Raw genomic sequence first — 13,630 nt, forward strand, 5'->3', positions numbered from 1 at the left:
TCAGCCGATCACGTCGGCGACCTCGGAACCCAGCGCGTCCGAGCCGCCGTAGCCTGCCTCGAAGGCCACCTCGCCGTCGGCGCCGAGGAGCACGAAGGACGACTGCTCCGCCACGCCGAACTTCTTCCAGAGCACGCCGTCGGTGTCGACGAGGTGGGTGACGCCGTCGACGTCGCCGGCGAAGTCGGCGATCGCCTCGGCGCTGTCGAGGGACCCGACCCCGACGACGGCGAGCTCGCCGTCGTAGTCGGCCGCGAGGCCCTCGACCTGGGGCACCTGCCCCCGACAGGTCGGGCACCATGGCGCCCAGAACCACAGCAGCACCGGCTTCCCCGCGAGGGTCGCACCGTCGAGCTCCTCGCCGCCGACCGTCGTGGCGGTGAAGTCGAGGGTGTCCGGGACGGCGGCCGGCTCGGCCTCCTTCTTCTCCTCCGGGGACGCCTTGTCCGACGGCGCGGGCTCGGGGCTCGTGGAGGTGGCGGCTGGCGTCGCCGCGGTCGGCTCGGCCTCCTCGCCGCACGCCGTCAGCGCGGACGCGGTGAGCAGCAGGACGAGAAGGGTGGCCGCACGGGTCATGGCGCCATCGTCCCGGCCGACGGGCCGGGGCGAAAGCCGGGCCGGGGGATCGTCAGGCCTTCGTAACCTGTTGCTCGTCACCGCACGGTGGCAGGGTGGGGGACATGTCGGACACGGAGAGGTTGAACGCTGCCCAGGTCGCCCAGGAGGACGGGCTCGAGGACTGGAGGCCCGTGCTGGGCCGGCTGGTCTCGCGGTTCCGGACCGGCGACTTCGTCTCGGGGCTGGCCTTCGCCACCCGGGTCACCGAGGCGGCGGAGGAGGCGAACCACCACCCCGACCTCGACCTGCGCTACCCCCACGTCGACGTCGACCTGATGAGCCACGACGTCCGGGGCACCACCGCCCGTGACCTCCGGCTGGCGCGACGGATCAGTGAGATCGCGGCCGAGCTGGGTGCGGCCGCCGACCCGGGCGCGCGCACGCTCGTCGAGCTGTCGCTCGACACCTGGGACGCCGCGGAGATCGGTCCCTTCTGGGCGGCCGTGCTCGGCGGAGACTTCGACGGCGACGTCTCCGACTCCTCGGGGCAGGTCCCGGCGCTGTGGTTCCAGGAGACCGACGAGCACGCCGAGCCCCGGCAGCGGTTCCACTACGACGTGTGGGTGCCGATCGACCGGGCGCAGGCCCGGATCGACGCCGCCCTCGCCGCCGGCGGCACGCTCGTCTCCGATGAGGAGGCGCCCAGCTTCGTCGTGCTCGCCGACGCGCAGGGCAACAAGGCCTGCATCTGCACCTCCGCCGACCGCGGCTGAGGTGCTGCCTGAGAGAATCCGGGCGTGAGCACGCCCACCCGCACCGACGTCCTCGTGGTCGGCGCCGGCCCCGCGGGGTCGGCAGCCGCGACCTGGGCGGCCCGTGAAGGCCTCGACACCCTGCTGGTCGACGCGGCGGTCTTCCCCCGCGACAAGACCTGCGGCGACGGGCTGACGCCGCGCGCGATCGGCGAGCTGCAGCGGCTCGGCCTCGAGGACTGGTTGCGCGCCCACACCGTCAGCCAGGGGCTGCGCGCCCACGGCTTCGGCCAGACCCTGCTGCTCCCGTGGCCCGGCGGCACCCTGCCCGACTGGGGGTCCGCGGTCGCGCGCACGGAGCTGGACGACCACCTGCGGACGACCGCGATCAAGGCCGGGGCGAGCGCCCTCGACGGCGCACGCGCGGTCGACGTCCGGATGTCCGGCGACCGGGTCGCCGCCGTCACCCTCGATCGGGCCGGGGAGCGGTTCGAGGTCGAGTGCGAGCGGCTCGTGGTCGCCGACGGGGTCCGCTCCCCGCTGGGTAAGAAGCTCGGCCGGGAGTGGCACCGCGACACCGTCTACGCCGTCGCCGGGCGCTCCTACGTCGACTCCGCGATGGCCGACGACCCCTGGATCAGCTCCCACCTCGAGCTCCGGGGCGAGCAGGGCGAGATCCTCAGCGGCTACGGCTGGATCTTCCCGCTCGGGAGCTCGGACGGCCGGGGGTCGGTCAACCTCGGCGCCGGGACCCTCGCGACCGCCCAGCGGCCCGCGGACGTCGCGATCAAGCCGCTGATGCAGCACTACGCCGACACCATCCGTGACGACTTCGGGCTGTCCGGCGAGCTGCGCCAGCCGACCTCGGCGCTGCTGCCGATGGGGGGAGCGGTCAGCAACGTCGCGGGCGCCAACTGGGCGATGATCGGCGACGCCGCCGCGCTCGTGAACCCGCTCAACGGCGAGGGCATCGACTACGGCCTCGAGAGCGGGCGGCTGGTCGTCGAGACGATGCGGTCGCACGACGACCTCGCCACGGTCTGGCCCGCGCTGCTCCACGACCACTACGGCGAGGCGTTCTCGATCGCCCGCCGGCTCGCGGGCATCGTCACGGTCCCCGGGGTCCTCAAGGCCCTCGGGCCCGCCGGCATGCGCTCGGACTGGCTGATGACGCTCGCGCTGCGCTGGATGGGCAACCTGGTCACCGACGACGACCGCGACCGGGCGGCCCGGGTCTGGCGCTGGGCGGGTCGACGCTCGATCGCCCGCGACGCCCGGCCGCCCTTCTCGTGAGCCGGGAGCCCTGGTACGACCTCACGGTGCTGCTCGGGTCGGCCCTCTTCCGGGCGATCGACCTACGGCTGGACGTCGAGGGCGTCGAGCACGTGCCGACCGCCGGTCCGGCCGTGATCGCTGCCAACCACGTCGGCTTCCTCGACTTCATGACGATCGCGGCCGCCGGGCGCGAGCGCGGTCGCAACGTCCGCTTCCTCTGCCGCCACGACGTGTGGACCTCGCGGGTGGCGCGCCGGGCCATGACCGGCATGCGGCACGTCCCGGTCGACCGGGCGGCCCCCGCGGCGGCCTACCTGGCGGCGCGGCGGCTGCTCCGTGAGGGCGAGGTCGTCGCCGTCTTCCCCGAGGCGGGCATCAGCCACTCCTTCACGATCCGGTCGCTGATGGTCGGCGCCGCCGCCCTCGCCCGCGAGACCGGCGCGCCGCTGGTGCCCGCCGTCCAGTGGGGGACCCAGCTCGTGGCGAGCCCCGGCCGGCGGCCGTCGGCCCACCGGGGCCGTCCGGTCGACCTGCGGTTCTCGCCGCCCGTCGACGTCCCCGCCGGGGCGGACCTGCGGGCCGTGACCGACACGCTCGGCCACGCGCTGACGCGTGACCTGGAGGACCTCCAGCGCCGGCAGCACCACGTCCCCGCGCGCGGGAGCGACGCCTGGTGGTATCCCGCGCACCTCGGCGGCGCGGCCCCGGACCGGGTGGCGTCGGCGCCGAAGGACGTGGTGCCGCGGTCGGCGGTGACCCCGACGTGGGGCCCGGGCGTCTAGGTTGGGGCCGATGCCCACCACACCCAAGCGACAGCGGGTGGCGGCCTATGCCGTCATCGTCCGCGACGACCAGATCCTCCTCAGCCGGCTCTCGCCGGTCGTGACCTCGGAGGAGCTCTGGACGCTGCCCGGGGGCGGGCTCGACCACGGCGAGGACCCGCGCCACGCCGTCGTCCGCGAGGTCCACGAGGAGACCGGCCTCGACGCGGAGGTGAGCGACACCGCGCGCGTCTACTCCGCCCACATGCCGCAGGCCTGGCGCAGCGGCCGCCGGGTCGACGCCCACGCGGTGCGGATCGTCTACGAGGGCTGGGTGCCGCCCGGTTCGCCCGAGCCGCGGGTGGTCGAGGTCGACGGGTCGACGATGGCAGCCGCGTGGCTGCCGCTCTCCGACGTGCGCGACGGCACCGTTCCCGTGACCCCGCTCGTCACCGAGGCGCTCGCCGACCACGTGACCGTACGCCGCCAGCGGCTCGCGGCCTATGCGCTCGTCCGCCGCGACGACGACGTCCTGCTGGCCCGGATCTCGCGCCTGGGCCACCACGCCGGCTCCTGGACCCTCCCCGGGGGCGGTGTCGACCACGGTGAGCATCCCGAGACCGCCCTGGCGCGCGAGGTGGAGGAGGAGTGCGGGGTCGCGGTGAGCGTCGACCGGCTCCTGACCGTCCACGACACCCACTTCACCGGGACGGCGCCGACCGGTCGGCTGGAGGACTTCCACGGCATCCACCTCGTCTACGCCTGCACGCTGGCCGCGGGTGACGAGCCGAGGGCGGTCGAGGTCGACGGCACCACCGACGACGTCGCGTTCCACGCGCTGCTCGACATCGAGTCCGGGGCGGTGCCGGTGCTCGACGTGGTGCACGCCGCGATCCGGGCCGGCGCGTGAGCCTCGTCGACTTCGCGCGGGCGTCGGCCGCGACGCCCCACGGCTTCGCGTGGCTCGACACGAGGGGCCGTCCGGACCCCGCCCACGGGGTGCACACCTGGATCACCCCCCGGATGACCCACGTGTTCGCGCTGGCCCACCTCCGGGGGGAGCCGGACGCGCTGCCGCTGGTCGACCACGGCGTCGACGCGCTCCTCGGTGCGCTCCACGACGACCGGCACGGCGGCTGGTACTCGGCGGTGACGGCCGCGGGGGAGCCGGTGCCGGGCCCCAAGGAGGCCTACGCGCACGCCTTCGTGCTGCTGGCCGGCGGGAGCGCCCGGATGGCCGGCGCACGCGAGGCCGACGCGCTGCTGGCGGAGGCGGCCGACGTGGTCGAGGAGCGCTTCCTCGACGCCGGTGGGCGGGCGGTCGACGCCTGGGACCGTTCCTTCACGACGGCGGAGGCCTACCGCGGCGCGAACGCCGCGATGCACCTGGTCGAGGCGTTCCTGGCGACCGGCGACGTCCTGGGCGACCCCGTCTGGCACGACCGGGCGCTCGCCATCGCCCACCACCTCGTCCATGAGGTCGCCGCCCCGCGCGACCACCTGATGCCCGAGCACTTCGACGCCGACTGGACCCCGCTGCCCGACTACAACGTCGACGACCCCGCCGATCCCTTCCGTCCCTATGGGGTCACGCCGGGCCACCTGCTGGAGTGGTCCCGGCTGCTGCTCCACCTCGACGCCTCACTGGCCGATCCGCCGCCGTGGCTGCTCGCCGACGCCCGCGCGCTCTTCGACCGGGCGGTCTCGGTCGCCTGGGCCGTCGACGGCGCCGACGGCTTCGTCTACACCGTCGACTGGGAACGGCGCCCGGTCGTCCGCAGCCGCATGCACTGGGTCCACGCCGAGGCCCTCGCCGCGGCCGCCGCCCTCCAGCGGCGCACCGGCGAGGCGGCGTACGACGGGTGGCGGGAGCGGTTCGACACCTTCTGCCGGCGCCACCTGGTCGACCCCGTGCACGGCAGCTGGCACCACGAGCTCGACGAGCACAACCGCCCGGCCACGACGACCTGGGACGGGAAGCCGGACGTCTACCACGCCTACCAGGCACAGCTGCTCGCCGAGCGGCCGCTCGCGCCGGTCCTGTCGGTGCAGCTCGCGGGCTAGGGTCGCCCGCATGAGCGAGACCGTCTTCACCTACGGCGCTCCGGGTCTCAAGCTCGGGGCGGGCGCCTCGGCCGAGATCGGGCCCGACCTCGCGGCCACCGGTGCCCGCCGCGCCCTGCTCGTCACCGACCCGGGCGTCGCGGCGTCGGGCCACCCGGGGCGCATCGCCGACCAGATGGCGGCGGCCGGTCTCACGGTCACGACCTACGACGCCGCACGGGTCGAGCCGACCGACGCCTCGCTCGCCGACGCGGTGACCTTCGCCCGGCAGGCCGGTCCCTTCGACGCGGTGGTGGGCGTCGGCGGGGGATCGGCGATCGACACCGCGAAGGCGGTCGCGCTGCTGCTGACCAACCCCGGCGAGGTGCTCGACTACGTGAACGCGCCCGTCGGGGGCGGCCGTGCCCCGACGGAGCCGCTGCTGCCGCTGGTCGCGGTGCCGACCACGACCGGCACCGGCAGCGAGTCGACGACGGTCTGCGTCCTCGACGTGCTCGAGCAGCACGTGAAGTCGGGCATCAGCCACCCACGGCTGCGCCCGACGTGGGCCGTGGTCGACCCGGAGCTCACCTTCAGCCAACCGGCGATGGTCACCGCGTCCTCCGGCATGGACATCCTCAGCCACGCGCTCGAGAGCTGGACCGCGCGGTGGTTCGCCGACTTCGACGCCAAGCAGCCGGGGGAGCGGGTGCCCTACTGCGGCGCGAACCCGATCTCCGACGTGTGGGCGGAGAAGGCGATGTCGCTGCTGGCGACCTCGTTCCGCACCGCCGTCCGCGACGGTGGCGACCGGGTCGCCCGCGAGCAGATGGTGATGGCGGCGACCTTCGCCGGCCTCGGCTTCGGCAACGCCGGGGTCCACGTCCCTCACGCCAACGCCTACCCGATCGCGGGCCGGGTGCGTGACTACCGGCCGCCGGGCTACCCCGACGACCAGCCGATCGTGCCCCACGGGATGGCGGTGTCGATGACGGCACCGGCGGCCTTCCGGTTCACCTTCGAGGCCTCGCCCGAGCGGCACCTGGCGGCGGCCCGGCTGCTCGACCCCGACGTCACCGGGTCCGGCCCGGAGGTGCTCCCCGGCGTCCTGACCGCGCTGATGCGCGACATCGGCCTGCCCAGCGGACTCGCCGAGCTCGGCTACGGCGCCGCCGACGTCGACGGCCTCGTCGAGGGGTCGCTCAAGCAGCAGCGGCTCCACGCGATCGCCCCGCGCGCCGCCACCGCCGACGACCTCGCAGGGATCTTCCGGGGGTCGCTGGAGAACTGGTGAGCCTCGGTAGGATCGCGGGGTGAATCCCCGCCACCGCCGACTCGTCATCCCGGTGGCGCTGGGGCTCCTGCTCCTGATCGTCGTCCTCGCCGCGGTGTGGCCGGGATGAGCGAGCCGCTGCTCACGGTGCTCGACCGGATGCGCACCCACCTGCTCGACCCGGACGCGTTGGTCCGGGCCGTGGCGTCGGGCCGCCGCAAGGGCCAGCAGCCGCCGTGGCGGCGCGTGGAGCTGCGCTACGTCGACCTCAAGGCCGGCCGCCACCTCCAGGTCACGGCCTACGACGAGACCCAGGCCCACACCAGCAACCACCTCGTCGGCGACGCGGCCCGCGACGCCGTCGCCGACCTGCTCGAGCAGCCCTTCGGCAACTGGCACGTCGACACCACGACCGAGCTCCACCAGGTCCGGGTCACAAAGAAGGGCGAGGCGATGCTCCACAGCAAGCCGCGGCCCACGGAGGTCGAGGCGGAGCGTGGCCACGACCGCGACAAGCAGCGGCTGCTCCCCGAGGACGACCCGGTGCTGGTCGCGCTCGGGATCTCCGACCAGCAGGGCCGGGTCAAGCCGAGCCGTCAGGCGAAGTACCGCCAGGTCGAGGAGTTCCTGAGGATCCTCGACCTGGCGATCCGGGAGGCGGTCGGCAAGGGCCGCCTCCGTCGACCCACCGAGGGCGACCCGCTGCGGGTCGTCGACCTCGGGTGCGGCAACGCCTACCTGACGTTCGCCGCCCACCGCTACCTCACCCACGTCCGCGGCCTGCCGGTCGCCATGACGGGCGTCGACGTGAAGCAGCAGTCGCGCGACCACAACGGCGAGGTGGCCGAGGGGCTCGGGATCGCGGCCGACTTCGTCGTGGGCGGCATCGACGACGTCGAGCTCGACCGCCCGCCGGAGGTCGTGCTGGCCCTCCACGCCTGCGACACCGCCACCGACGAGGCGCTCGCCCGTGCCGTGGCGTGGGGCTCCCCGCTGGTCCTGGCGGCCCCCTGCTGCCACCACGACGTGGCCGCCCAGCTGCGCAGGGCCCCGACGCCGGAGCCCTACCAGATGCTCACGCGCCACGGCATCCTCCGCGAACGGTTCGCCGACACGCTGACCGACGCCCTGCGTGCGCAGCTGATGCGGCTGCAGGGCTACCGGGTCGAGGTCGTGCAGTTCGTCGAGAGCCAGCACACCCCCCGCAACACGCTGCTCCGCGCCACTCGCGCCGGCAGCCCCGTGACGGGCGGCAGCGTCCGGAAGGAGTACGACGACCTGGTCGCCACGTGGTCGGTCACGCCGCGGCTCGCCGAGCTGCTGGAGCGGCCGCGTGCGTGAGGCGCTCCTCGCGCTGCTGGTCGCCCTGCCCTTCGGGGTCGGCGTCGCCACGGGGGCGTCCGGCGAGCGGCCGGCGCCGTTGTTCCGCTTCCAGGACCCCGAGATCGTCGAGTCCAGCGGGCTCGCGCTGACCGACGGCGGGTTGGTCGTCACCGTCAACGACTCCGGCGACGCGGCGCGCGCGTTCGTGGTCGACCCCGCCACCGGCCGCACCGTCGGCACCACCCGCTGGGAGGGCGGCGCCGAGGACGTCGAGGCCGTCGCGCCCGCGAGCGGCGACACCGTCTACGTCGGCGACATCGGTGACAACGGCGCCGTGCGCGACACCATCAGCGTCGTCCGCGTGCCGGTGGCCGCGCGCGACCAGGACGTGGCGGGTGAGCGGTTCGCCCTGCGCTACGCCGACGGCCCGGCCGACGCCGAGGCCCTGCTGGTCCACCCGCGCACGGGCCGGCTGGTCGTCGTGACCAAGAAGGTGCTCGGCGGTCAGGTCTACGTCGCGCCGGAGGACCTCTCCACCACCGGGGTGGGCACGCTGCGTCCCCGGGGGCCGGTGATGTCGGTCGTCACCGACGGAGCTTTCCTCCCCGACGGCGACCACCTGGTCCTCCGCGACTACACGCGCGCCGTCGTCTACAGCTGGCCGGCGCTGGAGCCGGTCGCGGAGCTCGACCTGCCCGAGCAGCGGCAGGGGGAGTCGCTGGCCGTGACGGGTGAGGGAGCAGTGCTCGTCGGGTCGGAGGGGCTGCGGTCACCGGTCTACGAGGTCGCGCTGCCGGACCTCCCCGCGGGCCCCGTGAGCTCCTCGCCGTCGCCGTCCCCCTCCCCGTCTCCCTCGTCCTCTCCCGGCACCTACTCGCGGGAGGGCCGCGAGATCCCCGAGGATCCCGACCGGCCGCGCGACCCGTGGCCGTGGCTCGTGGGTCCGGCGGTGGCGGTCGTCGCCCTGGTGGTGCTGGTGCTCTCCCTGCGGCCACCGCGAGGACAACGCGACCACCCACGTTGAGGTGAGGCCGCGGTGACCGGGAGCCCCTTACGATCCGGGACATGCCGCGGTTGCGTCGTACGTCCCCCGACGACAGGGGCTGGACCCGACGCCGGGCCGGTTCCGGGTTCACCTACCTCGACGCTGACGGAGCCCGGCTCGGTCCCGAGGAGGTCGCGCGCTGCAAGGCGCTCGTGATCCCGCCGGCCTGGCAGGACGTGTGGATCTGCGAGCACCCGAACGGCCACCTGCAGGCGGTCGGCACCGACGACGCCGGTCGTCGCCAGTACCTCTACCACCCGGCGTGGCGTGAGCAGCGCGACAGCCTCAAGCACGCGCGCGTGCTCGGCTTCGGGAAGGCGCTGTCGCGCGCGCGGGAGCAGATCCTCGTCGACCTCGGCACCAGCGGCATGCTCCTCGACCGGGCGTGCGCGACCGCGGCCCGGCTGCTCGACCTCGGCTACTTCCGGATCGGCAACGACGTCTACGCCGACACCAACGGGTCCTTCGGGCTCACGACGCTGCAGCGCCACCACGTCAGCAAGAAGGGGGGGAAGCTCGAGTTCTGCTTCGAGGGGAAGTCGGGGGTGGAGCACTGCATCACCATCGACGACCCGGCAGCGATCGAGGCGCTCGACGTCATGCGGCGACGGCGCGGCGGCGAGCAGCTGCTGGCCTTCAAGGACGGCGGCTCGTGGAAGGACCTCCACTCCACGCACGTCAACGACTACCTCCGGCGCACGACGGGGGAGGACTACTCGGCCAAGGACTTCCGGACCTGGCACGCGACCGTGCTCGCCGCGGCCGCCCTCGCCCAGTCCGACGAGCCGGGGAGGACGAAGGCCTCCCGCAAGCGGGCGGTGTCGGCGGCGATGAGGGAGGTGTCGGAGTTCCTCGGCAACACCCCGACGCTGGCCCGCACGTCCTACGTCGACCCGCGCGTGGTCGACCTCTACGAGGAGGGCGTGACCATCGCGACCGCCGCCCGCAAGCAGTACGACACCGTCGACCAGCGGCAGGCCGCCCTCGAGCGTGCGGTGCTGCGGCTGCTGAAGGAGTGACCCTCAGCCGCGCCACACCCAGTGGGGCCGGCGGTGGACCTCGGTCAGGCCGATCCGGACCATGTTGTGCTGGGAGGGATTGGGGTGGTCGGGCAGCTGCTCGGCCCAGGTGTCCGCGGCCGCCCACGTGATCCCACGGTCCCGCGCCTCCGCGAGCCGGGCGGCCATCAGGGCGGTCTGCGCGCCCCGGCCCCGGGCCTCGGCCAGGGTCGCCGCCCCGAACAGCGCCACCGTGTCGAGGTCCGGGAGCACCAGCATCCGGGCGACGCCCACGACCCGGTCGTCGTCGAAGGCGGCGTAGGTCGCCCAGTCACCGTCGAAGCCGGCCGTCATGGCGAACATCGCCTCCGTCTCGGCGGACCAGCCCACGCCGAACCCGTCGGCCATGACCTCCGCGAAGGTCCTCGCGTGCGCCACCCCGACGCGCTCCACCCTCAGGTCGGTGGTCGCGTCGGCGGGTGGCTCGGCCGGACCCAGGAACTTGACCATCACGGCGCCCCGGGTGAGCCCGTGCCGTTCGCCGATCGCCGACCAGTCGCCCGGCACGACCCGGGGCTGGAGGGCGAAGGCCAGGGCGGACACCCCGCACTCGCGGTTGCCGCTCACCACCTCGGCGACCGTCTCCTCCGTCACCGGCTCGCAGAAACCCAGCGCCTTGTTCCAGTAGCCCCCCATGGGGTCGTGCGCGACCCGGGTGTGGACCCCGTCGGCGACCTGGGCGACGGACGCGCCGACCAGCTCCCGGGCCTCGCCCGGAAGGTCCTCGATCATGCGACGGAATGCCGCCGCCTCCGCGCGCTCCGCGCGGTCCGACCACTCCGGGTCGACGTCAGTGCTGCTCACGTCCGGCAAGCATCCTCCACCCCGAGGGGTGCGGCAATGGCCCTGTGAGGTCATGCTCGTCGCATGCGGATCACCGTCGTGCAGGGCGACATCACCGAGCAGGAGGTCGACGCGGTGGTCAACGCCGCCAACACCCGGATGCGTGGGGGTGGGGGTGTCGACGGCGCCATCCACTGTGCGGGCGGTCCCGCGGTCCTCGAGGACTGCGTGAGGCGGTTCCCGGACGGCCTCGCCACCGGCGACGCCGGCTGGACCACGGCGGGGGAGCTGCCGGCGAGCTGGGTGATCCACGTCGTCGGGCCGAACCACGCCGCCGGCCAGACCGACCGGGGCCTGCTGACCTCCTGCTACCGGCGGGCGCTCGAGGTCGCCGACGAGCTGGGGGCTCGCTCGGTGGCCTTCCCGCTGGTCAGCGCCGGGATCTACGGCTGGCCGAGGCAGGACGCGGTCGACGCGGCCGTGGAGACGCTGCGGGCCTCCCCGACCGAGGTCGAGGAGGCCCGGTTGGTCGCCTTCGACGGGGCGACCCACACGTTGATCGCTCAGAGGTTGTCGACGACGTAGTCGATGCTGCGGGTCAGCGCCTCGACGTCGGCGGGGTCGATCGCGGGATACATCGCGATCCGGAGCTGGTTGCGGCCCAGCTTGCGGTAGGGCTCGGTGTCGACGACCCCGTTGGCGCGCAGCACCTTCGCGACGGCGGCGGCGTCGATCGCGTCGTCGAAGTCGATGGTGCCGATCACGAGCGAGCGGTGGGCCGGGTCGGCGACGTACGGCGTGGTGAAGGCGGTCTTCTCGGCCCAGCCGTAGAGCGCGTCGGAGGAGGCGGTGGTCCGCTCGACCATGCCGGTGAGCCCGCCGTTCGCGTTCATCCAGTCGAGCTGCTCGGCCATGAGGAAGAGCGTCGCGACCGAGGGCGTGTTGTAGGTCTGGTTCTTCCCCGAGTTGTCGATCGCCGTGGGCAGGTCGAGGAAGGGCGGCACGTAGCGGCCGGTCGCGGCGATCTCGTCGACCCGGGCGAGCGCACGGGGCGACAGGATCGCGATCCAGAGGCCGCCGTCGGAGGCGAAGCACTTCTGGGGCGCGAAGTAGTAGGCGTCGACCTCGCGCAGGTCGACCGGCAGCCCGCCGGCCCCGGAGGTGGCGTCGACGAGCACCAGGTCGCCCTCGGCCAGGCCCGCGGGACGGAGGACGGGGGCCATGACCGCGGTGGAGGTCTCGTTGTGGGCCCACGCGTAGGCGTCGACGCCCTCCTCGGCGACCGCGTCGGGACGCGAACCCGGCTCGCTGGTGACCACCGACGGGTCGGCCAGCCACGGCGCCTTCTTCGCCGACGTCGCGAACTTCGAGGAGAACTCGCCGAAGGACAGGTGCTGGCTCTTCTCCCGGATCAGCCCGAAGCACGCCGCGTCCCAGAACGCCGTCGCCCCGCCGTTGCCGAGCACCACCTGGTGGCCCTCGGGCAGGTCGAAGAGCGCAGCGAGGCCCTCGATGACGCGGCCCACGGTGTTCTTCACCGGCGCCTGCCGGTGGGAGGTGCCCATCAGGCTGCTGCCGGTCGCGGCGAGCGCGTCGAGGTGACTGGTCTGGATCTTGCTGGGGCCTGCGCCGAAACGGCCGTCGGCGGGGAGCAGGTCGGCGGGGATGGTCAGGGCGTCGGTCACGAGGAGGCAACCTTCCGTCGGAGTCGGGTGGTCTGCCTGACGACGCTGTCAGCCGTGCCTATTGTGACACCCGGTCTGTGACGACCACGACGCGAGGGGGAACCATGAACACCGTCCCGAACCCGGGCCTGCGCCACCAGGCCGGGCTCCGCACGTTCTTCCGGGTGGCAGGCCCGCTCGTGCTGGTGGTCGCCGTCGGGTTCATGGCCACGGCCCTGGTCGACTTCTTCACGCTCGAGGGCTTCGAGGAGCCCACGAAGTTCTGGATGTTCTTCGTCGGCATCCCGCTGCTCGCCGTGGGCGCCTGGTTGTGCCAGGCCGGCTATGCCGGTGCGGCCGCCCGCTACACCTCGGGCGAGCTGTCGCCGGTCGTCAAGGACTCGGCGGCCTACCTCACCGACGGCGAGGGTCTGCTGGGCGTCGGCAGGACGGTCGACGACGGTCCCCGCGTGGCGGGCGGACCGTTCTGCCGCCCGTGCGGCGTCCGCAACGACGGCGACGCCCGCTACTGTGACGGCTGTGGTCAGTCGCTCGCCTGAGACCGGCGGTGGCGGCTGGCGCCTCGAACGGGTCGGCTTCGGCCACCCCGATGCGCTGCTCCTCGTCGAGGAGGTCCAGCAGGAGTACGTCGTGCGCTACGGCGGCCGCGACGACACCCCGCTCGACCCGCTGATGTTCGAGCCACCCTCGGGCAGCTTCTTCGTCGGCTACCTCGACGACGTCCCGGTCGCGTCCGGGGCGTGGCGGCGACGCGGCGACGTCGAGGCCTTCGGGGTGACGGTCACCGCCGAGGTGAAGCGGATGTACGTCTCGCCGACCGCACGCGGCCGCGGTCTGGCGCGCGCGGTCCTGGCCCACCTCGAGGCGACCGCCGCCGCGGGTGGTGCACACGCGATGGTGCTCGAGACCGGCACCGCCCAGCCGGAGGCGATCGCGCTCTACGAGTCGGCGGGCTACACGCGGATCGCCGACTTCGGCCACTACGCGTGGTCGCCCTCGAGCCGCTGCTTCGGCAAACGCCTCGCTTGAACTGCTGACAGGATGCCCGATCCGGGGGATGCTGGGCGCCCCCCC

15 protein-coding genes are annotated in these 13,630 nt (G+C 73.9%); 12 read left to right on the forward strand and 3 right to left on the reverse strand.

The window, feature by feature from the left end:
• Entirely contained in the window at positions 1 to 576 is a 576-nt protein-coding gene (locus ABD091_RS12770; protein ID WP_343918968.1) for a redoxin family protein, read from the reverse strand.
• A 104-nt stretch (positions 577 to 680) separates the two neighbouring features.
• Here ABD091_RS12770 and ABD091_RS12775 point away from each other — a divergent pair, with 104 nt between their 5' ends.
• The 9 genes from ABD091_RS12775 to ABD091_RS12815 all read left to right on the forward strand — a co-directional run bounded on the left by ABD091_RS12775 (position 681) and on the right by ABD091_RS12815 (position 10,049).
• Complete coding sequence (locus ABD091_RS12775; protein WP_343918970.1) at positions 681 to 1,331, forward strand: 4a-hydroxytetrahydrobiopterin dehydratase; 651 nt, start codon at positions 681 to 683, stop codon at positions 1,329 to 1,331.
• A gap of 24 nt (positions 1,332 to 1,355) precedes the next feature.
• On the forward strand, positions 1,356 to 2,603 hold the full coding sequence (locus ABD091_RS12780) for a geranylgeranyl reductase family protein (RefSeq protein WP_343918972.1): 1,248 nt from the start codon (positions 1,356 to 1,358) through the stop codon (positions 2,601 to 2,603).
• Complete coding sequence (locus ABD091_RS12785) at positions 2,600 to 3,367, forward strand: lysophospholipid acyltransferase family protein (RefSeq protein WP_343918974.1); 768 nt, start codon at positions 2,600 to 2,602, stop codon at positions 3,365 to 3,367. Before ABD091_RS12780 ends, ABD091_RS12785 begins: the two co-directional genes overlap by 4 nt.
• Positions 3,368 to 3,377: 10 nt before the next feature.
• Complete coding sequence (locus ABD091_RS12790) at positions 3,378 to 4,256, forward strand: NUDIX hydrolase (protein ID WP_343918976.1); 879 nt, start codon at positions 3,378 to 3,380, stop codon at positions 4,254 to 4,256.
• On the forward strand, positions 4,253 to 5,410 hold the full coding sequence (locus ABD091_RS12795) for an AGE family epimerase/isomerase (RefSeq protein WP_343918978.1): 1,158 nt from the start codon (positions 4,253 to 4,255) through the stop codon (positions 5,408 to 5,410). The genes ABD091_RS12790 and ABD091_RS12795 overlap by 4 nt, the downstream gene beginning before the upstream one ends.
• 10 nt (positions 5,411 to 5,420) lie before the next feature.
• A complete protein-coding gene (locus tag ABD091_RS12800) occupies positions 5,421 to 6,683 on the forward strand; it encodes a hydroxyacid-oxoacid transhydrogenase (RefSeq protein WP_343918980.1) in 1,263 nt (420 codons plus the stop codon).
• 105 nt (positions 6,684 to 6,788) lie between these two features.
• Positions 6,789 to 8,003: a class I SAM-dependent methyltransferase gene (locus tag ABD091_RS12805; RefSeq protein ID WP_343918982.1), complete on the forward strand. Its 1,215-nt coding sequence runs from the start codon at positions 6,789 to 6,791 to the stop codon at positions 8,001 to 8,003.
• Positions 7,996 to 9,009 (forward strand): hypothetical protein, encoded by a 1,014-nt coding sequence (locus ABD091_RS12810; protein WP_343918984.1) that lies wholly within the window; start codon positions 7,996 to 7,998, stop codon positions 9,007 to 9,009. Before ABD091_RS12805 ends, ABD091_RS12810 begins: the two co-directional genes overlap by 8 nt.
• A 41-nt stretch (positions 9,010 to 9,050) precedes the next feature.
• On the forward strand, positions 9,051 to 10,049 hold the full coding sequence (locus ABD091_RS12815; RefSeq protein ID WP_343918986.1) for a DNA topoisomerase IB: 999 nt from the start codon (positions 9,051 to 9,053) through the stop codon (positions 10,047 to 10,049).
• A 3-nt stretch (positions 10,050 to 10,052) separates the two neighbouring features.
• Here the strand turns inward: ABD091_RS12815 and ABD091_RS12820 are convergent, their stop codons facing one another.
• Complete coding sequence (locus ABD091_RS12820) at positions 10,053 to 10,892, reverse strand: GNAT family N-acetyltransferase (RefSeq protein WP_343918988.1); 840 nt, start codon at positions 10,890 to 10,892, stop codon at positions 10,053 to 10,055.
• A gap of 63 nt (positions 10,893 to 10,955) precedes the next feature.
• On the opposite strand from ABD091_RS12820, the gene ABD091_RS12825 reads away from it, so the two are divergent.
• On the forward strand, positions 10,956 to 11,456 hold the full coding sequence (locus ABD091_RS12825; RefSeq protein WP_343918990.1) for an O-acetyl-ADP-ribose deacetylase: 501 nt from the start codon (positions 10,956 to 10,958) through the stop codon (positions 11,454 to 11,456).
• Here ABD091_RS12825 and serC read toward each other — a convergent pair.
• Positions 11,435 to 12,556, reverse strand: a complete 1,122-nt coding sequence (serC, locus tag ABD091_RS12830) for a phosphoserine transaminase (RefSeq protein WP_343918992.1) — start codon at positions 12,554 to 12,556, stop codon at positions 11,435 to 11,437. The genes ABD091_RS12825 and serC overlap by 22 nt on opposite strands.
• Before the next feature lie 104 nt (positions 12,557 to 12,660).
• Between serC and ABD091_RS12835 the strand changes: the two genes are divergently transcribed.
• Positions 12,661 to 13,095, forward strand: coding sequence for a hypothetical protein (locus ABD091_RS12835; protein WP_343918994.1), 435 nt, complete (start codon positions 12,661 to 12,663; stop codon positions 13,093 to 13,095).
• The gene (locus ABD091_RS12840; RefSeq protein WP_343918996.1) at positions 13,076 to 13,585 is read left to right on the forward strand and encodes a GNAT family N-acetyltransferase; all 510 of its coding nucleotides are present in this window, start codon (positions 13,076 to 13,078) and stop codon (positions 13,583 to 13,585) included. Before ABD091_RS12835 ends, ABD091_RS12840 begins: the two co-directional genes overlap by 20 nt.
• Positions 13,586 to 13,630: the final 45 nt, after the last annotated feature.

The organism is Nocardioides aestuarii (assembly GCF_039527245.1).
GTDB classification, from domain to species: Bacteria; Actinomycetota; Actinomycetes; order Propionibacteriales; family Nocardioidaceae; genus Nocardioides; species Nocardioides aestuarii.